Origin of the sequence: Rhizobium sp. N731 (assembly GCF_001664145.1) — a bacterium.
Lineage (GTDB): Bacteria > Pseudomonadota > Alphaproteobacteria > Rhizobiales > Rhizobiaceae > Rhizobium > Rhizobium esperanzae.
Genome location: NZ_CP013601.1, coordinates 3,928,511 through 3,947,196 on the forward strand (window position 1 = coordinate 3,928,511; position 18,686 = coordinate 3,947,196).

General features: G+C 61.1%; 17 protein-coding genes and 1 tRNA gene. 8 read left to right on the plus strand and 10 right to left on the minus strand.

Annotated features, from left to right (window positions below; all coding sequences use genetic code 11):
- Positions 1-2: 2 nt before the first annotated feature.
- Both grxC and AMK02_RS19010 read right to left on the minus strand, forming a co-directional pair.
- Positions 3-260 (minus strand): glutaredoxin 3, encoded by a 258-nt coding sequence (gene grxC / locus AMK02_RS19005; RefSeq protein ID WP_064805210.1) that lies wholly within the window; start codon positions 258-260, stop codon positions 3-5.
- A gap of 32 nt (positions 261-292) precedes the next feature.
- Positions 293-1,069, minus strand: coding sequence for a ComF family protein (locus tag AMK02_RS19010; protein WP_064805212.1), 777 nt, complete (start codon positions 1,067-1,069; stop codon positions 293-295).
- Positions 1,070-1,146: 77 nt separating this feature from the next.
- Here AMK02_RS19010 and AMK02_RS19015 point away from each other — a divergent pair, with 77 nt between their 5' ends.
- Positions 1,147-2,031 carry a methyltransferase domain-containing protein gene (locus AMK02_RS19015; RefSeq protein ID WP_064806362.1) on the plus strand — a complete coding sequence of 295 codons (885 nt, stop codon included), beginning with the start codon at positions 1,147-1,149 and terminating at the stop codon, positions 2,029-2,031.
- A 15-nt stretch (positions 2,032-2,046) separates the two neighbouring features.
- Here AMK02_RS19015 and AMK02_RS19020 read toward each other — a convergent pair whose 3' ends face one another.
- From AMK02_RS19020 to AMK02_RS19045, 6 genes are all read right to left on the minus strand, one after another.
- A complete protein-coding gene (locus AMK02_RS19020; RefSeq protein WP_064805214.1) occupies positions 2,047-2,214 on the minus strand; it encodes a Flp family type IVb pilin in 168 nt (55 codons plus the stop codon).
- A 78-nt stretch (positions 2,215-2,292) separates the two neighbouring features.
- A complete protein-coding gene (locus tag AMK02_RS19025; protein ID WP_064697586.1) occupies positions 2,293-2,610 on the minus strand; it encodes a hypothetical protein in 318 nt (105 codons plus the stop codon).
- 147 nt (positions 2,611-2,757) lie between these two features.
- Entirely contained in the window at positions 2,758-3,171 is a 414-nt protein-coding gene (mutT, locus tag AMK02_RS19030; RefSeq protein ID WP_064805216.1) for an 8-oxo-dGTP diphosphatase MutT, read from the minus strand.
- Positions 3,168-3,974, minus strand: a complete 807-nt coding sequence (locus AMK02_RS19035) for a GNAT family N-acetyltransferase (RefSeq protein WP_064805218.1) — start codon at positions 3,972-3,974, stop codon at positions 3,168-3,170. The genes mutT and AMK02_RS19035 overlap by 4 nt, the downstream gene beginning before the upstream one ends.
- Positions 3,955-5,196: a bifunctional glutamate N-acetyltransferase/amino-acid acetyltransferase ArgJ gene (gene argJ, locus AMK02_RS19040; protein WP_064806364.1), complete on the minus strand. Its 1,242-nt coding sequence runs from the start codon at positions 5,194-5,196 to the stop codon at positions 3,955-3,957. Before argJ ends, AMK02_RS19035 begins: the two co-directional genes overlap by 20 nt.
- Positions 5,197-5,309: 113 nt before the next feature.
- Positions 5,310-6,191: a peptidylprolyl isomerase gene (locus AMK02_RS19045; RefSeq protein WP_064806365.1), complete on the minus strand. Its 882-nt coding sequence runs from the start codon at positions 6,189-6,191 to the stop codon at positions 5,310-5,312.
- Between the two features lie 246 nt (positions 6,192-6,437).
- Between AMK02_RS19045 and secA the strand changes: the two genes are divergently transcribed.
- The 3 genes from secA (at position 6,438) to AMK02_RS19060 (ending at position 12,023) form a co-directional block, all read left to right on the plus strand.
- The gene (gene secA / locus AMK02_RS19050) at positions 6,438-9,152 is read left to right on the plus strand and encodes a preprotein translocase subunit SecA (RefSeq protein WP_064805220.1); all 2,715 of its coding nucleotides are present in this window, start codon (positions 6,438-6,440) and stop codon (positions 9,150-9,152) included.
- A 177-nt stretch (positions 9,153-9,329) separates the two neighbouring features.
- Complete coding sequence (locus tag AMK02_RS19055; protein ID WP_064806367.1) at positions 9,330-10,745, plus strand: lipopolysaccharide biosynthesis protein; 1,416 nt, start codon at positions 9,330-9,332, stop codon at positions 10,743-10,745.
- Positions 10,746-12,023, plus strand: coding sequence for a GNAT family N-acetyltransferase (locus AMK02_RS19060; protein WP_064805222.1), 1,278 nt, complete (start codon positions 10,746-10,748; stop codon positions 12,021-12,023).
- Between the two features lie 15 nt (positions 12,024-12,038).
- On the opposite strand, the gene AMK02_RS19065 is transcribed toward AMK02_RS19060, so the two are convergent.
- The gene (locus AMK02_RS19065) at positions 12,039-13,667 is read right to left on the minus strand and encodes an AMP-binding protein (protein WP_064805225.1); all 1,629 of its coding nucleotides are present in this window, start codon (positions 13,665-13,667) and stop codon (positions 12,039-12,041) included.
- 197 nt (positions 13,668-13,864) lie between these two features.
- On the opposite strand from AMK02_RS19065, the gene AMK02_RS19070 reads away from it, so the two are divergent.
- A complete protein-coding gene (locus AMK02_RS19070; RefSeq protein ID WP_064805227.1) occupies positions 13,865-14,845 on the plus strand; it encodes an aldo/keto reductase in 981 nt (326 codons plus the stop codon).
- 64 nt (positions 14,846-14,909) lie between these two features.
- Here the strand turns inward: AMK02_RS19070 and AMK02_RS19075 are convergent, their stop codons facing one another.
- Positions 14,910-15,488: a TetR/AcrR family transcriptional regulator gene (locus AMK02_RS19075; protein WP_064805228.1), complete on the minus strand. Its 579-nt coding sequence runs from the start codon at positions 15,486-15,488 to the stop codon at positions 14,910-14,912.
- A 126-nt stretch (positions 15,489-15,614) separates the two neighbouring features.
- Here AMK02_RS19075 and AMK02_RS19080 point away from each other — a divergent pair, with 126 nt between their 5' ends.
- The 3 genes from AMK02_RS19080 to AMK02_RS19090 all read left to right on the plus strand — a co-directional run bounded on the left by AMK02_RS19080 (position 15,615) and on the right by AMK02_RS19090 (position 18,647).
- Positions 15,615-16,910 (plus strand): MFS transporter, encoded by a 1,296-nt coding sequence (locus AMK02_RS19080; RefSeq protein WP_064805229.1) that lies wholly within the window; start codon positions 15,615-15,617, stop codon positions 16,908-16,910.
- 124 nt (positions 16,911-17,034) lie between these two features.
- Positions 17,035-17,119, plus strand: a tRNA-Leu gene (locus tag AMK02_RS19085).
- Positions 17,120-17,234: 115 nt separating this feature from the next.
- Positions 17,235-18,647, plus strand: coding sequence for a tyrosine-type recombinase/integrase (locus AMK02_RS19090; RefSeq protein ID WP_237358356.1), 1,413 nt, complete (start codon positions 17,235-17,237; stop codon positions 18,645-18,647).
- The last annotated feature ends 39 nt before the right edge of the window (positions 18,648-18,686 follow it).

Here is an 18,686-nt window from a genome sequence, read left to right on the forward strand (position 1 = left end):
CTTCAGGCCGCCAGCATCGGATCGAGCTTGCCGGCGCGATCGAGCGCGAAGAGGTCGTCACAACCGCCGACATGTTCGGCGCCGATGAAGATCTGCGGGAAGGTCGCGCGCCCATTCGCCTTGCCGACCATCTCCTGGCGAAGATCCGGCGAATAGGTCGCGTCGTGCTCGATATAGTCGACGCCTTTTTGTTCGAGAAGGGACTTGGCGCGGCTGCAATAGCCGCAGAACTGCCGTGTATAGATGGTGACGGGTACCATGATATCTCCAGACGGATGCCGGGTATTTTCTGTCATATAGGCTCGGAAAGGGCCCTTGCAAAGGTTAAAACCGTTATCTCGGCCGCACCCGCCTTCCGCAGCGTCCGGCTGGCGGCGGCGACTGTCGCGCCTGTTGTGTAGACATCGTCGACAAGCACAATACGCTTGCCGAAAACGTCGTTCTCGCAGCCTTTGGCAATCGCGAAAGCACCTCTGACGTTGTCCTCGCGCGCCTTGGCGCCGAGGCCGACCTGCTGGCTGGTGCGCTTGACGCGGATGAGCGTTGCAGCAAGCAGCGGTTTGCCCGATAGGCTCGCGATATGGCGGGCAAGTTCGGCAGCCTGGTTGAACTTACGGGACAGCATGCGGGTGCGGTGCAACGGCACCGGGATCAGCGCATCGCAGCTTTCCACCGCGCCGTCGGAGGCACGCAGCATCCAGCCGGCCATCATCGGCGCCAGATCGGTGCGATCGCGATATTTCAACCCGTGAACGAGATCTCGGACGGCACGGTCGTGCGTCGCCGCTGACCGCAACCGGTCGAAAGGCGGCGGATTGGCGATCGCCTCGGCGCTGAGGATGCCGGCGCCGAGATCATGCGAGAAGGGAATACCGAGCACTTCGCAATAGGGCCGCTCGATGAAGCGGATGCCGGACCAGCATTTCGCACACAGTCCGCGATGGCCGCCGGTCGAAATGCCGCAGACGGAACAGGCGGGCGGATAGAGAAAATCGGCAAGCGCCGAAAACGGTCGCAGGAGATGCGCCCGGAGCAAGTCTGCCGGCCAGTCGGAGTGGATCCGTTTCATGAGGCCGAGACTAGCCTGTTCTCTTCGAAAGGAAAATCGCCTTGCCGCTGCAGCGAGCCGGGACTATGGACATCCCCATGGAAACGATCTTCGACAGAGCCCTGATCGCCGCACATCGCCATCGCGCGCTTGTTAACAACGACCCGAAAGCCGCTTTCCTGCTCGACATCGCGGCCGAGGAAATGGCCGAGAGACTTGATGTCGTCGAGCGGCGCTTCGAAACCGCCGTTGAATTGCATGGCACGACCGGTGCAGCCGCCCGCGCGGCAATGGCGACGGGCAAGATCGGCACGATGATCCGCGTCGAGAGCGAGAAGACCTATGCGGGCCCAGGCGAAACTTTTGTCGAGGCGACGCTCGAGGACGTGCCGCTTGCGCCGCAATCGGTCAATCTTATCCTCGCGCCGCTCAGCCTTCATCTGACCAACGATACGCCCGGCGTTTTCATCCAGATTCGTCGTGCCCTGAAGCCGGACGGCCTTTTCCTGGCGGCCATTCCCGGCGCCGGCACGCTGCAGGAACTGCGCGACGTGCTTTTGGCAGCCGAGGTCGAGATGACGGGCGGCGCAAGCCCGCGCGTCATCCCTTTCGCCGATGTGCGCGATATCGGCAGTCTGATGCAGCGCGCCGGCTTCACCCTTCCGGTGATCGACGCTGAGAACTATACGGTCCGATATGACTCGCTCTTCCCGCTGATGCGTGATCTCAGGGCGATGGGCATGAGCAATCCGCTTGCAGCCCGCAGTCGCATGCCGCTGACGCGCGCCTTCTTCCTGCGCGCCGCAGAGATCTATGCCGAACGCTATTCCGATCCCGACGGACGCATTCGCGCGACATTCTCGATCATCTATGTCTCCGGATGGGCTCCGCACGAGAGCCAGCAGAAGCCGCTCCAGCCGGGCTCGGCCAAAGCACGCCTTGCCGACGCGCTGAAAGTGGACGAACACAAGCTCAGGCAGTGATCGTCCGCAGCTTCGTCAATTGACGGTGATATTGTTGCTGACCACGTTGAAGACGTTCTGCAGGCTGCCGCTAAAGATGCCGAGACCGGAGACAAGCGCTGTGCAAATGATGGCGGCGATCAGGCCGTATTCGACCGCCGTTGCGCCGTTGTCATCTGCAAGAAATGCTTTCCAAAGCCGCATTACCCCAACCTTCTGCGTGAACCGCCTGCAACGATCAATTCCACAGCCACCGAGCGATGGCCATCCCAAGCGTCCGCTTCAGCAACCGGCGCCGACGCCGTAGCCTTGGACGACGCAGACTGAGCCGGGCGTGTCCTGAAGGACGCTACGACGAATGGTATAGTGCTTGCCGCTTTCGTTCTTCGGAATCGATCCGGTCGTGATCGTATCGAAATCGACCGGTGCACTCGCAAAGACACTTTTCTTCGAGGAATCCGCAAGCATAGGCGTCAGAATCAACGTCAACGCGACCACCGCCGTGCCGAACAGAAGGGCGATATTGAGCGCACCCGTCCTGCGCGAGGCAGACGAAGCCCGTTCCTTTTCCCGGACAGCTTTCCAGAAATCGTCGTCCATGACGTCAAGCCTTTTAATACACGCACGCCAGATGCTTGATTGAGGCCGATCTTTGGCAGAAGGTGTTAAACGATCCATTAATATCCACAGCCGAAAACGCTGCGGCACAATAAAAATCAGCCGATGCTAATACATGTCGGGACGCGCTTAAAGTAAATCCTGCAGCATCGGGATAAGCGGCTCGTCGGCGGGCGGCATGGGGTAGTCGCGCAGCGCCTGCGCACGCACCCATTTCAAAGCCTGCCCCTCAAGGCCTTGGGCAATCCCCTCATAGCGCCGGCAGATATAGAGCGGCATCAACAAGTGGAACGTCTCGTAGGAATGGCTGGCAAAGGTGAGCGGCGCCAGGCAGGCGATCTTGGTCTTGACACCAAGCTCTTCCTCGAGCTCACGCACCAGCGTCTCCTCCGGAGTCTCGCCGGGCTCGACTTTCCCTCCGGGAAACTCCCAAAGCCCGGCCAGCGACTTTCCCTCGGGACGCTGTGCCAATAGGATACGCCCATCGGCATCGATCAGCGCACAGGCGGCGACCAGCAATATTTTTCGGCCTGCCTCGCTCATCGCGGACCTCGTTGCCAATAGCAATAATGATAGGCATCGCGAAAACCGAGGCGCTCGTAGAGCGCGATGGCCGGGCGATTGGAAAGCCTGACCTGCAGCCAAGCCGAGCGGGCGCTGCGCATGCGCGCCCAGCGCAGCGCCGAGGTCAGGATTTCGGTGCCGAGCCCCTCACGCCGCCGCGTTTCGCAGACTGAAAGCGACATGATGCCGGCAAGATCGTTGTCCTGAACGCAGAGCACGGTCGCGAGCGGTCCCTCCACGGCATTCTCGATCATGAACAGACCCAACGGCGGCTTGATCGCCGAAATGATTTCGGCAAGCGCCGGCTTCAGGCTCAGCGGCGCCCTGTCGACCGCCAGGTTGGCATCGACGAAACGGCCGACATCATGGGTCGGCAGATGATCGAGCGTATCCGGCAGCTCGGCCTCGGCGAGATCGCAGGTCATCACCATGGTCTCGTCGAACCGTGTCCAGTTCCGGGCGCCGAGAAGGTCGATCAGCACCGGCGAGGCGAGCGGCGTCTGACGGACCACGGCGGCGCGGCCATAGGCCTCGAACTTCCGGCTCGCCTTTTCCAGACGGATCTCGACATCGCGATGGTCCGAGGGGTCGAGCGGCACGATGGAATTCAGCCGGTTGGACGGGTGGCCCGCCGTCAGCCGCACCTGCCAGCTGCCGTCATATTGCACGGACGCCGCCGGCCAGGCGCGAAAGCCGACGGCCTCCAGCCTGCGGACCAACGGCAGATTCGTTGAAGATATGGATGCCTGCACCAATAGACGATCAGCTCCGATAGTCGCCATTGATCGCAACATATTCCTTGGTGAGGTCGCAGGTCCAGACGGTCGCCGACCCAGTGCCGAGGCCGATATCGACTTTGACGGGGATATCCTGCGCTTTCATCACGTTTGACGCGGCTGCCTCGGAATAATCCGGGTCACGTTCGCCGTTGACGGCGACCCTGATGTCCCCGAACCAGATGGCGAGCCGGTCGCGGTCGGCCATCTCGCCGGATTTGCCGACCGCCATGACGATACGGCCCCAATTGGCGTCTTCGCCGGCAGCCGCTGTCTTGACCAGCGGCGAATTGGCGATCGACAGCGCAATGCGCTTGGCGGCGGCATCGCTCTCGGCGCCCGTCACGGTGATTTCGAGCATCTTGGTGGCGCCTTCGCCGTCGCGCACAACCTGCAGCGACAGGTCCTTCAGCACTTCGTTGAGCGCGGCGCGGAAGGCGGCAAGGCGCGGATCGTCGGCGCGTTCGATGCGGGCCTGGCCGTCCTCGGCCGCAGCCCCCGTCGCAAACAGCATCAGCGTATCGGAGGTGGACGTGTCGCTGTCGACGGTCATGGAATTGAAGGTCGGCCCGACGCCGTCGGACAGAAGCGCCTGCAGCGCTTCCGACGCGATGTCGGCATCGGTAACGACGAAGGAGAGCATGGTCGCCATGTCGGGCGCAATCATGCCGGCGCCTTTGGCAATGCCGTTGATCGTCACGGCCACGCCGCCGATCTCGGCGCTGCGGGTTGAAACCTTCGGATAGGTATCGGTCGTCATGATCGCCTTGGCGGCTTCGAACCAGAAATCGCCGGTCGCCTCGGCCTGCATCCTGTCAAGGACGCCTGAGAATTTGGTGGCGTCGAGCGGCTCGCCGATGACGCCGGTCGATGCCAGATAGATCTCGTTTTCGCCGCAGCCGACGGCCGCAGCAGCCGACTTTGCCGTCAGGGCGGTCGCCTGGCGGCCCTTCATGCCGGTAAAGGCATTGGCGTTGCCGGAATTGACGACGACGGCGCGCGCAGTGCCGTGCGGCAGGTTCGCACGGCAGAAATCGACTGGCGCGGAGGGGCATTTGGAACGGGTGAAGACGCCCGCGACCGATGCCGGCTTATCGAAGACCATCATCAGCACGTCGGTGCGGTTCTTGTACTTGATGCCGGCCGAAGCCGTCGCCATGCGCACGCCGCGCAGCGAAGGCATCGGAACGAAGGATTTCGGGGCGAGCGGCGAAACGGAACCGGACATGATGAAACCTGCCAATGAGCATTTCCCGGCGACTGAAAGAACCGGCTCGCCGTCCGGAAATGCGACAACAACGATAAGGAAGGGCCCGGAAGAACCGGGCCCTGATGCGAATATTACTGCTTCGGCGCCGGCTGGGCGGGCTCGCTGCCCGGCTCCGGCTGCTTGTTGGCCTCGTCGTAACCCTTGCGCAGCGTCTCGTCCGAGATCTCGACCTTGGCAGACGATTTGGCCTGGTTGAGGAGGGCAAGATACTTGTCGCGCATGACGAGCTGACGAACCTGGTCCTGCACCTGGTCGAAAGGCGGCGGCGGAGCGTCGCGCTTGTCCTCGACCTTGATGACATGATAGCCGAAATCGGTCTTGACGGGCGTTTTCGAATAGGTGCCCTTCTCGAGTGCGAAGGCCGCGTCCTCGAATTCCTTCACCATACGGCCGCGCGAGAAATAGCCGAGATCGCCGCCTTCCGACTTGTTCGGATCAGTGGATTTTTCCTTGGCGAGTTCGGCGAAATCCTTGCCGGCGTCGAGCTGCTTGATGATGTCCTTGGCTTCGTCCTCGGTCTTGACCAGGATGTGGCGGGCGTGGACTTCCTCCTGCTTCGGCAGCGCGGCGACTTCCTTGTCGTAACGAGCCTTGATTTCGTCGGGCGTCACGGTGTCGACGACGTGCTTCTTGAAATAAGCATTGTGAAGCTCGCGGTCGGTGAGGTACTGCATGCGCTTCTTGAACTCGTCAGTCTGGTCGAGCTTCTCCGTCGTCGCGCCGGCCGCTAGCAGTTTCACATCGATGGCGGCGGACAGGGCTGCGACCTTCTTCTGGTCGTCGGGAAGCTGCGCCAGCTGCGGATCGAGGTTGGCGACGGCGAGATCGAGCTCAGACTGGTGGATCTCCAGATTGCCGACCTTGGCGACGACGGCGTCCTCTGCACGGGCCGGAGCCTGGAATGCAACGAAAGTTGCAAACGCCAGCACGGCGAATTTATTGGTGCTCAACATCAAATAACCCTTCACAGTTACATCGCCGGCTTCAGCATCGCCTGTTCCAGCTCAAAATAGCCATCAACACCGGATTGTGGCCTTTCTGTATCCGCCAAATCCGTTGACATCATTCGACCCCCCTCTTATCTGTCACGCAACCTCGCGTCCAGAACAGTTTCCGGGCGTTTCAAGGCGTGCGCCTGATTTTCGGCTGGGCCGCGGACAAGAAACGTCGCGGATGAATATTGAGAAAGGACCAGTCACATGGTCAGCTTTGGCGGTATAGCCCGCAAGTTATTTGGGTCGTCCAATGATCGCCGCGTGCGGTCCTACCAGCCGAACGTCGCCGCGATCAACTCCATCGAAGAGAAGACGAAGGCGCTGACGGACGAGCAGCTCGCGGCAAAGACCGCCGAATTCCGCGCCCTTCTCGCCGAAGGCAAGACGCTCGACGACATTCTGATTCCCGCCTTTGCCGTGGTGCGCGAGGCGTCGCGCCGCGTTCTCGGCCTGCGACCATTTGACGTACAGCTGATCGGCGGCATGATCCTGCATTCGAATGCGATCGCCGAGATGAAGACCGGCGAAGGCAAGACTCTCGTCGCCACCCTGCCGGTCTATCTGAACGCGCTTTCCGGCAAGGGCGTGCACGTCGTCACCGTCAACGACTATCTTGCCCAGCGCGATGCGGCGACCATGGGCCGCGTCTACGGCTTCCTCGGCATGACCACAGGCGTCATCGTCCATGGCCTCTCCGACGAGGAGCGCCGCGCGGCCTATGCCTGCGACATCACCTATGCCACTAACAACGAGCTCGGCTTCGATTATCTGCGCGATAACATGAAGTACGAGAAGAATCAGATGGTCCAGCGCGGCCACAACTTCGCGATCGTCGACGAAGTGGACTCGATCCTCGTCGACGAAGCGCGCACGCCGCTGATCATCTCCGGTCCGCTCGATGATCGCTCGGAACTCTACAATACGATCGACGCCTTCATTCCGCTGCTCGCACCCAGCGATTACGAGATCGACGAGAAGCAGCGTTCCGCCAACTTCTCCGAAGAGGGCACCGAGAAGCTGGAAAACCTGCTGCGTCAGGCCGGCCTCTTGAAGGGTAACGCGCTCTACGACATCGAGAACGTCGCGATCGTCCACCACATCAACAATGCGCTGAAGGCCCACAAACTCTTCCAGCGCGACAAGGACTATATCGTCCGCAACGACGAAGTCGTCATCATCGATGAATTCACCGGCCGCATGATGCCGGGCCGCCGTTATTCGGAAGGCCAGCACCAGGCGCTCGAAGCCAAGGAAAAGGTGCAGATCCAGCCGGAGAACCAGACGCTGGCGTCGATCACCTTCCAGAACTACTTCCGCATGTACGACAAGCTCGCCGGCATGACCGGCACGGCGCAGACGGAAGCGGAAGAATTCGGCAATATCTACAATCTCGATGTCATCGAAGTCCCGACCAACCTGCCGATCAAGCGTCTCGACGAGGACGACGAGGTCTATCGGACCTTCGACGAGAAGTTCAAGGCGATCATCGAGGAGATCCTCGACGCTCACAAGCGCGGTCAGCCGGTGCTCGTCGGCACCACCTCGATCGAGAAGTCGGAACTGCTCGCCGAGCGCATGCGCAAGCAGGGCTTCAACGATTTCCAGGTGCTGAACGCCCGCTACCACGAGCAGGAAGCCTATATCGTTGCCCAGGCCGGCGTGCCGGGCGCCGTCACGATCGCCACCAACATGGCCGGCCGCGGCACCGACATTCAGCTCGGCGGCAACCTGGATATGCGCATCGAGCGCGAACTCGGCGAACTCGAGGCCGGTCCGGAGCGCGACGCCAGGATCCAGGCGATCGTCGAGGAGATCAAGGAGCTCAAGCAGAAGGCGCTCGCCGCCGGCGGTCTCTACGTCATCGCTACCGAACGCCACGAGAGCCGGCGCATCGACAACCAGCTGCGCGGCCGTTCCGGCCGTCAGGGCGACCCCGGCCGCTCGAAATTCTACCTTTCGCTTCAGGACGACCTGATGCGCATCTTCGGTTCCGACCGCATGGACAGCATGCTGACCAAACTCGGCCTCAAGGAGGGCGAGGCGATCGTCCATCCCTGGATCAACAAGGCTCTCGAGCGCGCGCAGAAGAAGGTCGAAGCCCGCAACTTCGATATCCGCAAGAATCTGCTGAAGTATGACGACGTCCTCAACGATCAGCGCAAGGTGATTTTCGAGCAGCGTCTCGAACTGATGGAATCGGCCAATATTTCCGAGACCGTCTCCGATATGCGCCGCGAAGTGATCGAGGATCTGGTCGAAAAGCATATCCCCGAGCGCGCCTATGCCGAACAATGGGATGCGGTCGGCCTGAAGACCGGCGTTGCCAATATCCTGAACCTCGATCTGCCGATCGAAGAATGGTTCAAGGAAGAAGGCATCGGCGAAGACGACATTCGCGAGCGCCTGACGCAGGCCGCCAACGCCGCCTTTACCGAAAAGGCCGAGCGCTTCGGCGACGACATCATGCATTACGTCGAACGCTCGATCGTCATGCAGACGCTCGACCATCTCTGGCGCGAGCATATCGTCAACCTCGACCATCTGCGCTCCGTCATCGGTTTCCGCGGCTATGCCCAGCGCGATCCGCTGCAGGAATATAAGTCCGAAGCCTTCGAACTCTTCACCGGCCTCCTCAACAATCTGCGCGAGGCCGTCACCGCCCAGCTGATGCGCGTCGAGCTGGTGCAGCAGGCGCCTGCTGAGCCGGAACCACCGCTGATGCAGGCCCATCATCTCGATCCGACGACCGGCGAGGACGATTTCGCCCCGATCTACCAGGCTTCCGAAGTCATCGTCTCGCCTGAGAACCGGAATCCGGACGACCCCGCCACCTGGGGCAAGGTCGGGCGCAACGAGGCTTGCCCTTGCGGTTCCGGCAAGAAATACAAGCATTGCCACGGTGCCTTCGAGCAGGTCTGAGGCAAATCGCGAAAAGCTGGAAAATGCCGCCTCCGGGCGGCATTTTCTTTTCTGCGGCAGCACAAAAAACCTGGCCTTCACCACCGAATGGCAGCCCGATCCGGAACCGTTTCTTAACCCTGTTCTGTCAAGACTTCGGGGACGATTTGCCTGACCTCAGAGTTTTGCGTGTTCATCATGGCGGTCATAGAAACAGCGGAGAAACTGCTGCCCGTGGGCCTGCGCCCGATCGGCGGCCGCACGCTGCGCATGCTTGCCGCCATGCTCACCGAAGGCGGCGAAAAAGCCGCCGCCCGGCGGATGGCGCTGACGGCCTTCTCGATCCGCATCCTCAGCGCCGCGCTTGCCTTTATCTCGCAGATCGTGCTCGCACGGCTGATGGGCGAATATGAATATGGCATCTTCGTTTTCGTCTGGGTGCTGATCGTCGTCTTCGGCGATCTCTCCTGCCTTGGCTTCCACACCGCGATCGTCCGCTTTCTGCCGCAGTACAAGGCGGCAGGCGCCTTCGACGAAATCCGCGGCCTGACCGGCACGGCACGCATTTTCGCGATGCTTTCCGGCACAGTAATGCTCGCCGCCGGCATGATCGGACTGCATTTCTTCGGCGATAGGATCGAGACCTATTATCTCGTCCCGATCTTCCTTGGCCTGCTTGCCATGCCGATGATCGCGCTCGGCGATATTCTGGAAGGCACGTCGCGGGCGAACCATTGGCCGGTGATGGCGCTGAGCCCGGTCTATATCGTCCGGCCGATTCTCATCATCGCCTTCATGCTGATCGCGATTGCAATGGGTGCAGAGCATACGGCCGTCACCGCCATGCAGGCAGCACTTGCCGCCACCTTCGTCACCGCGCTGGGCCAGTATGGCGCGACACTCTATCGCCTTCGCCGGCACTATGACGAAGGTCCGCGCAAAATCGATTTCCTCGCCTGGCTCAGTGTCGCCTTCCCGATCTTCCTGATCGAGGGCGTGAGTTTCCTGCTCACCAATTCCGATGTCATCGTCGTCGGCATTTTCCTTGAACCGCACGACGTCGCCATCTATTTCGCCGCCGCCAAGACCATGGCGCTGGTGCATTTCATCAATTTCTCTGTCAAGGCCGCTTCCGGCCCGCGCTTTTCCTCGATCATCGCCGAAGGCGACCACGCTCAGCTGGCGGCGGCCGCCGCCGACGCCGCCCGCTGGACCTTCTGGCCGGCGCTCGGGGTCGGCCTCGCCGTGCTCGCGGCTGGCCATCTGCTGCTGTCGCTGTTCGGCGGCGCCTTCACGTCAGGTTATCTTGTCATGGCGATCCTGCTCGCCGGCATCCTTGCCAAGTCACTGGTCGGCCCGGCTGAAACACTGCTGATGATGGCGGGCAAGCAGAACCTCTGTGTGGCGCTCTATGCCGGCGCATTGGCTGCCAATGTCGGCGTCAACCTTGCTTTGATCCCGGATTACGGCATCGAAGGCACCGCTGTCGCCACAGCCTCGGCCATGGCGGTCGAAGCTATCCTCCTGCATGTCGCCGTGCGCCGCACGCTCGGCATCGCCCTCTTCGCCTTCGCCAGCCCCTCCGCCGCAACGCCAGAAATGAGAGTTCGATAGATGGTGCGCCTGCCCCCCGTCACCGAAAGCACCGACAGCATCAGCAACCGCATGATCCATGAGCTCGCGGCGCTGCATTTCGAAGCGCCGCAGGCCGAGGCCCGCGCCGAGATCGGCCGGCCGGGGCGCGAGCTCTGCCTCTATCCCGGCAAGCTCGGCTACGAACTTCAGGATGAGCTCGATTTCCTGTCCAACCGGGCGATGGAACCGAACGTCTTTTTCTCCGGCCGCTTCCTTGCGCCGGCCATGCCGCGGATCGAAGACCGGCAGGTCAATTTCGCCCTCATCCGCGATCACGGCGCCGGCCGCAGCCGCATGCGCTTCCTCCTGCCGTTTTCGGTCGACAGACCGGGTTTTGCCGTCGGCCCCTCGATCATCCGCGGCTGGTCGAACAGCTTCGGCCCGCTCGGCACACCGCTCGTCGACAGCGAAGATGCGGCCGAAACCCTCGACAATTTCTTCGAAGGACTGACCGTTCCCGATCTCAGCCTGCCGAGCACACTGGTCTTGCCGGATCTGAGATTGAACGGCATTTTCGTGCGCATGCTCAAGGCCGTGGCGCTCAGCCGCAACCTTCCGCTCACCGTGACCAACCCCTATCTGCGCCCGATGCTACACAGCGAGGAAGAGGCGCCCACCTATCTCGGCAAAACCATATCCTCGTCACACATGCGTGAGATGCGCCGCCAGTGGCGCCTGCTGGAGGAACAGGGAACGGCCTTCTACGCCGTCGCCCGCCAGCCGCGCGACGTCCACGTCCGTTTCGAGGAATTCCTGGCGATGGAGGCCGGCGGCTGGAAGGGCAAACGGCGAAGCGCTCTCGTCACCGATCGCTATCATACTGCCTTCGCGCGTGAGGCCGTGTCGAACCTTGCCGCCGTCGACGCCGTGCGCATTCATACGATCGATCTTAACGGCAAAGCGATCGCCGCCATCGTGGTGTTGATGATGGGCGGCGAAGCTTATACTTGGAAGACCGCCTATGACGAGAACTATGCCCGCTATTCGCCGGGCAAGCTCTTGATGAGCGAACTCACGGAATGGCACCTCGATGACGCCAACATCGTGCGCTCGGATTCCTGCGCCGTCTCCGATCATCCGATCATGAGCCGCTTCTGGCAGGAGCGCGAGGAGATGGGAACTTTGGTCATCGGCCTAACCCAGAACGGCGACCGCGACATGCGCCAGGCCGCCGCCCAGCTCCACATGTATCGCAGCACGCGTAACATGGCGAAGATGTTGCGCGAGAAGATCATGTCGCTCGCCGGCCGGGGCTAAAGCATCTCCGGGAACTTAGCCCTCAGCCGCAGCTTTCTCCCGCAGCAGCCGGCGGATGACCTTGCCGGTTGTCGTCAACGGCAATGACTCGACGAATTCCACCTCGCGCGGATATTCGTGCATCGAAAGCCGCATCTTCACCCATTCCCTGATTTCGGCGGCCAGCGCCTCGCTCGGCGAATGACCGGGTGACAACACGATATAGGCCTTGACGATCTCGGTGCGCACCGCATCGGGTTTGCCGACGGCCGCGGCAAGCTGCACGGCGGGATGGCCGATCAGGCAATCCTCGATCTCGGCCGGCCCGATGCGATATCCGGACGAGGTGATGACGTCGTCGTCGCGGCCTTCGAAGGTGACGTAGCCGTCTTCGTCCTGCCGGCCGATGTCGCCGGTAAGCAGCCAGCCGTGGAGAAATTTTCGCTCGGTCGCCGCCGCATCGTTCCAATAGCCGAGGAACATGACGGGATCAGGACTGGCGATGGCGATCTGACCGGATTCGCCCGCCGGCAGCTCGTCGCCGGCCTCGCTGACGATCGCGACGCGATGTCCCGGCACCGCGCGTCCGATGGCGCCGGCCTTGGTGACACCAAAGGCGGCACTCGACGACAGCACGAAATTGCACTCCGTCTGGCCGTAGAATTCGTTAACGGTGACGCCGAGCGTGCGCCGCGCCCAGTCATAGGTCTCGCGGCCGAGCGCTTCTCCCGCCGAGCCGATCGTGCGCAGCACCAGATCATATTTCGAGCGCGGATCGGAAACCGATCGCATCAGCCGCAGCGCCGTCGGCGGGATGAAGGCATTGCGCACCTTCATCTTCGCCATGATCCGATAGGCCGCGTCGGCGTCGAATTTCTGCGCCGGCGACGAGACGACGGGAATGCCGAGCAGAAGGCTCGGCAGCAACGCATTGAGCAGACCGCCGGCCCAAGCCCAGTCGGACGGGGTCCAGACCTTGTCGCCCGCCTTGGGAAACCCTTCATGGGCGAACTGCATGCCGGGGATATGCCCGGGCAGAACACGGTGGCCATGCAATGCGCCCTTGGGCGGCCCCGTCGTGCCCGAGGTGAAGATCATCAGCGCCGGATCGTCGGGCGTTGTCTTCTCTCCCTCGAAGACCGGCGCATGCGAGGCGGTCAGATCGGCAAAGGAGAGGGCGTCGGCAGCCTCGCTGACACTGATCACATGTCGCAGCTCCGGCAGCCGATCGCGAATTTGCCGGACACGATCGAGGCCGAAATCATTGGTGATGATTGCCGCCGCGCCTGAGATTCTGAGCCGATATTCAAGCGCCTCGATGCCGAACAGCAACGCCAGCGGCAGGGCGATCACACCCATTTTATAGATCGCGACGTGCGCAATCACGGTCTCGAAGGACTGGGGCATCAGCAGAGCGACGCGATCACCGCGCTTGATGCCGAGCGATGCCAGCGCATTGGCGAACATCGAAGAGGCCGCGGAAAGTTCACCATAGGTCAGTGAAAGATGGTCGCCGTCCGGGCTGAAATGCTCCAGACAGACACGCTCCGGCTCTCGCACCGCCCATTCGTCGCTGACAGCGCGGCCGATATTGAAATCCTCCGGAATCCGCCAGGAAAAATCACGGTAGAGATCGCCATAACGATCGAAGGACGGCAGTCGCATAGTCGAATTCCGGTGAAATGCTGCAGCAGCTAACACCTTGCGGCGCGGATACGCAAGCCGCAGACGAAACGGCGGCCCCATCACGCACCATTGTACTTGCCGCCCGCAGATTTCTCATTCAGCCCCCTGCGACGTTGGCGGCTTCGCACTAGATCATGAAACGCCGTGCGGGGTTATCTCAATTCTGGAGTCGTTTCATGGAATACGTCAAATTCGGAAAGACCGGTCTCGAAGTCTCGAAAATCTGCCTCGGCTGCATGACCTTCGGTGATCCCGGCCGCGGCAATCATGCCTGGAGCCTGCGGGAAGAGGAAAGTAGGACGATGATCAAGCAGGCGATCGACCTCGGCATCAATTTCCTCGACACCGCCAACACCTATTCCAACGGCTCCTCGGAGGAGATCGTCGGCCGTGCCATCAAAGACTTCGCCAAGCGCGAGGATATCGTGTTGGCGACCAAGGTGTTCAACCGCATGCGGCCGGGCCCGAACGGCGCCGGTCTGTCGCGCAAAGCGATCTTCGACGAGATCGACAATAGCCTGCGCCGCCTCGGCACCGACTATGTCGACCTCTACCAGATCCATCGTTTCGACTATACGACGCCGATCGAGGAAACGGTGGAAGCGCTGCATGACGTCGTCAAATCGGGCAAGGCGCGTTATATCGGCGCCTCGTCGATGTATGCCTGGCAATTCGCCAAGGCCCTTTATATCTCCCGGCTGAACGGCTGGACCGAGTTCGTCAGTATGCAGAACCACCTGAACCTGCTCTACCGCGAGGAAGAGCGCGAAATGCTGCCCTTCTGCGAAGACCAGAAGATCGCCGTCATCCCCTGGAGCCCGCTGGCCCGCGGCCGCCTGACCCGCGACTGGGACGAGACGACGGCGCGCAGCGAAACCGACGAATTCGGCAAGACGCTCTACACGCAGTCCATCGATGCCGACCGCAAGATCGTCGATGCCGTCGCCGAAATCGCCAGAGCCCGCGGCATCTCCCGCGCCCAGATAGCCACGGCCTGGATCCTGCAGAAGAGTGTGGTGACCGCCCCGATCATCGGCGCTTCCAAGCCGAACCACTTGGCGGATGCCGTCGCCTCGCTATCGGTCAAACTCACCGCCGAGGAAATCGCGGAACTCGAAGCGCCCTACATCCCGCACGCCATCGCCGGATTCAAATAGCCGTTGGCATCTCGATGGGCAGACTGGCGTGGAGGGGGTCGGACCCTCGGCTTCCGGGCTCGGATTATGTCAGGTTGGCGGGATCGAGCTGCCGGCGCATCGTCACCAGAAACTGCTCGGCAAGCGCCCGGTCCTCGACGGCGCGGGCAAGAATAACGGCGCCCATCATCGATGAGAGCGTCGTCGCTGCATTGGCGCGACGCTCCTCCTCGGTTTCGCCGGGAACGATATCGGCAAGTGTATCGACCAATACGGACAGACCGTCGCTGAAGACCGCGCGCATCGCGCCGCGGCTGCGGCTCACCTCCTGAATCAAGGTCGCGAAAACACAGCTGCCGCCCGGATCGTCAACCGTGCGCCAATGAATATAATGGTCGAGAAGTGCCTGCAGTGGCCGGTCGGGTGACTCGGCAATATGTTCCCTCCAGCGCGTCTCGACCTTGTCGATCAGCTTGCGGCTGACCTCAAGCGCCAGTTCGTCCTTCGAACTGAAGTGGCCGTAGAAGCCGCCATGCGTCAGCCCCGCCGCTTTCATGATATCGGCAACGCCGACGCCATCGAAACCGTTCTCGCGAAAGAGCACGCCGGCAACATCGAGAATCCTCTCGCGGTTCTCGACAAATTTTTCGCGGCTGACCCGCATCTTCATCTCCAGAAATCGTCGCTTGACAAAATATATGATGTCTATCATCAATAAGCAACAAATATGATGACCATCATGTAAAGCGGCTCTGTATCTTCCCCACCTGAATTCGAATGGAATCCCCTCATGGTTTCAGCAGTTCTTGCCTCCTCCCTTGCGCGGCGCAACATTCATTACGGTTGGGTCGTCGTTGCCGCGACCTTCCTGACCATGCTGGTGACGGCAGGCGCCATGGGCGCCCCCGGCGTCCTCATCAAGCCGCTCCAGGACGAGTTCGGCTGGGAAACGTCGCAGATTTCCTCCGCACTGGCGATTCGCTTGCTCCTTTTCGGTTTCATGGGCCCGTTCGCAGCTGCCTTCATGAATTATTTCGGGGTCCGAAAGGTCATCGTCTTTGCACTGGCGCTGATCGGCTCAGGCTTCATCGGTTCGCTGTTCATGACCAAGCTTTGGCATCTGCTGGCCCTGTGGGGCATCGTCGTCGGCTTCGGCACCGGCCTGACGGCTATGGTGCTGGCGGCAACGGTTTCGACGCGCTGGTTCGTCAAGCACCGCGGCCTTGTCGTCGGTATGCTCTCGGCGAGCTCGGCAACCGGCCAACTCGTCTTCCTGCCGCTGATGGCGGAACTCACCGAACGTTACGGCTGGCGGGCCACCGTGTTCTTCGTCTGCGCCATGATCATGCTTGCCGCGCTTCTCGTCCTCCTCTTCATGCGTGACCGTCCCTCTGACGTGAACCTGCCGTCGCTGGGAGAAGCCCATGTCGCGCCTGCGCCGGCCCGCACGACGCTCGGCGCTGCGCTGATGACGCCGATCACCACGCTCCGCGAAATCTCGACGACCTCGACCTTCTGGATCCTGTTTGCCACCTTCTTCATCTGCGGCCTCAGCACCAACGGCCTGATCCAGACGCATTTCGTCACCCTGTGCGGCGATTTCGGGATCGTGCCGGTGGCAGCCGCCAGCGTGCTTGCCGTCATGGGCATCTTCGATTTCTTCGGCACCATCGGCTCCGGCTGGCTCTCCGACCGCTTCGACAATCGTTGGCTGCTGTTCTGGTATTACGGCCTGCGCGGTCTCTCGCTGCTCTATCTGCCCTTCAGCGATTTCAGCTTTTACGGCCTCTCGATCTTCGCGATCTTCTACGGTCTCGACTGGATCGCCACCGTGCCGCCGACCGTCAAGATCGCCGCAGACCGCTTCGGCCGCGAAAAGGCCGGCCTCGTCTTCGGCTGGGTCTTTGCCGGCCATCAGCTGGGCGCCGCCACCGCCGCTTATGGCGCCGGCTTGTCGCGCACGGAGCTGTCGAGCTACCTGCCCGCCTTCTTCGTCGCCGGCGCTTTCTGCCTCTTAGCTTCGATCCTGGCGATCACGCTGAAGAAGTCCGGCCTGACCAACCCGGCACCTGCCGCCGTCCACTGATATGAAAAAGGATCCGGCCTCGAAACCAGGCCGGATCCTCCAACGCTTCATTGCGATAACTTCGCCGGCCCGTCTTGCGCGCGCGGGTTCTCGCATGTTAGACAGCCGCCCGTCCGTATCCGTTGCCCCATTGGCGGAATTGGTAGACGCGCTCGACTCAAAATCGAGTTTCGAAAGAAGTGCTGGTTCGACCCCGGCATGGGGCACCACTTACAGGCAAAAAGGCCTTATTTAGCTGAAAAAACTAGGATAATTCGTCCTCCGGGTACTGAAAAAGGTACAGAGCGGGGACCGTAGACTGTGAAGACAATTACCTTGAAATACGTGACCATGACCAAGTCCGGCAGTTTCGAGTACCGGCGCCAAGTACCCGCTGCTCTGCGAAAGCGCTTGGGACGATACGAATTCAAGAAAGTTCTGGGTTTCAACGAGAGCGACGCGATCAAAGCGTGGCCGGCCTTTCACGATTGGGTGGAGCAAGAATTAAAGAACGCCAGAGCACCTGCGCCGCGAGGGGCAACCATAGAAGCCATCAGGACCGCCATGGACGACTGGCGAGAGGCCATAGCGCGGCTAAGGGCGTTAGGAATAGACCCTACGGCCCCGGTTTACCGCGAGGAAGAGGGACCGGAAAACCATCATCCTGAAGGGCTAGTGCGGGACGCGATGATTGAAGACATCGGCAAAAAGTATCCTCTTGACGCCGAAGGGTATCCAGACGTCACATCGCCAATCGACACCATGATGATTTCCTTACTGGGAGCGGGCCCTAAGGCTAAAGCCCCAGAGCCGACATTCGTTGATGCAGCGCGACTCTATATTGCCACCAAGGTTGCGGGCGATGCTAATGAGAAGCGAAAGCGGCTTCGCGTGGACCGAGTGATACATTTCGTAACAACCGCGCTTGGCAAAGACCCTAAGCTTGCCGAACTCACTCGATCGGATGCGAGAGAGGTGGTTGGAGAGATGTTAAGCTCGGATCTAGCACCCGCAACGGTGGACCGTAATTGCAACGACATCCGCGCGATTATCGAATTCGGGATTAGGGAATTTGAGCTTGAGCGTCGGGCCATCAACCATTTCAAGAATATCGATATCAAAGGCCTTAAGGACGTGGGCAAGGCTGATCGAGACGAACGCAACCCGTTTACCGCACAGCAGTTGAAGGACGCGCGAGCCTTCATCCTCAAACACGCGACCCCTGAGTTGCAACTAATCTGGCGATTGCTGGAAGGCACGGGCCTCCGGGTTAGTGAGGCGACGGGGCTCGAGGTCAAGGACGCGGTCGTCGAAGGCGAGTTGCCGCATCTAGTAATCCGTTTCAACAGCATTAGACGACTCAAGAACGATGCATCCAGGCGCAGAGTCCCATTGCTAGGGGACGCACTCGCAGCGGCGAAAGAAGCTTTACAAGCGATAACCGTAAGCGGAGAAGCACCGCTTTTCCCTAGATACGGTAGAAAAGGTGGGGGAGACGCAGCAAGTGCGGCCTTAATGAAGAACCTCAGAAAGGTTGTTCCAGACCCGAAGGTAACAGTCCATAGCCTTCGGCATAGCATGCAGGATCGGATGATTCGCGCAGGCATCAGCGAACATGACCGGCACCTAATTCTCGGACATGCCGTGAACGGGGAGGCGAATCGATATGGTTCAGATGACGCACGTCTTTTGGCGGTCACGCGCTCAATGCACGTTTGCTACGGAGTAAGCGCAAACAACATCTCGGTCTTCACGTAGGAAGACTTCAACCACGCCCAACACGGTGAAACCGTGTCC

What these genes read in the sequence shown, in the direction of transcription:
- grxC (WP_064805210.1), bottom strand. Translation starts at nt 260, where the DNA reads ATGGTACCCGTCACCATCTATACACGGCAGTTCTGCGGCTATTGCAGC.
- AMK02_RS19010 (WP_064805212.1), bottom strand. Translation starts at nt 1,069, where the DNA reads ATGAAACGGATCCACTCCGACTGGCCGGCAGACTTGCTCCGGGCGCAT.
- AMK02_RS19015 (WP_064806362.1), top strand. Translation starts at nt 1,147, where the DNA reads ATGGAAACGATCTTCGACAGAGCCCTGATCGCCGCACATCGCCATCGC.
- AMK02_RS19020 (WP_064805214.1), bottom strand. Translation starts at nt 2,214, where the DNA reads ATGCGGCTTTGGAAAGCATTTCTTGCAGATGACAACGGCGCAACGGCG.
- AMK02_RS19025 (WP_064697586.1), bottom strand. Translation starts at nt 2,610, where the DNA reads ATGGACGACGATTTCTGGAAAGCTGTCCGGGAAAAGGAACGGGCTTCG.
- mutT (WP_064805216.1), bottom strand. Translation starts at nt 3,171, where the DNA reads ATGAGCGAGGCAGGCCGAAAAATATTGCTGGTCGCCGCCTGTGCGCTG.
- AMK02_RS19035 (WP_064805218.1), bottom strand. Translation starts at nt 3,974, where the DNA reads ATGGCGACTATCGGAGCTGATCGTCTATTGGTGCAGGCATCCATATCT.
- argJ (WP_064806364.1), bottom strand. Translation starts at nt 5,196, where the DNA reads ATGTCCGGTTCCGTTTCGCCGCTCGCCCCGAAATCCTTCGTTCCGATG.
- AMK02_RS19045 (WP_064806365.1), bottom strand. Translation starts at nt 6,191, where the DNA reads ATGTTGAGCACCAATAAATTCGCCGTGCTGGCGTTTGCAACTTTCGTT.
- secA (WP_064805220.1), top strand. Translation starts at nt 6,438, where the DNA reads ATGGTCAGCTTTGGCGGTATAGCCCGCAAGTTATTTGGGTCGTCCAAT.
- AMK02_RS19055 (WP_064806367.1), top strand. Translation starts at nt 9,330, where the DNA reads ATGGCGGTCATAGAAACAGCGGAGAAACTGCTGCCCGTGGGCCTGCGC.
- AMK02_RS19060 (WP_064805222.1), top strand. Translation starts at nt 10,746, where the DNA reads ATGGTGCGCCTGCCCCCCGTCACCGAAAGCACCGACAGCATCAGCAAC.
- AMK02_RS19065 (WP_064805225.1), bottom strand. Translation starts at nt 13,667, where the DNA reads ATGCGACTGCCGTCCTTCGATCGTTATGGCGATCTCTACCGTGATTTT.
- AMK02_RS19070 (WP_064805227.1), top strand. Translation starts at nt 13,865, where the DNA reads ATGGAATACGTCAAATTCGGAAAGACCGGTCTCGAAGTCTCGAAAATC.
- AMK02_RS19075 (WP_064805228.1), bottom strand. Translation starts at nt 15,488, where the DNA reads ATGCGGGTCAGCCGCGAAAAATTTGTCGAGAACCGCGAGAGGATTCTC.
- AMK02_RS19080 (WP_064805229.1), top strand. Translation starts at nt 15,615, where the DNA reads ATGGTTTCAGCAGTTCTTGCCTCCTCCCTTGCGCGGCGCAACATTCAT.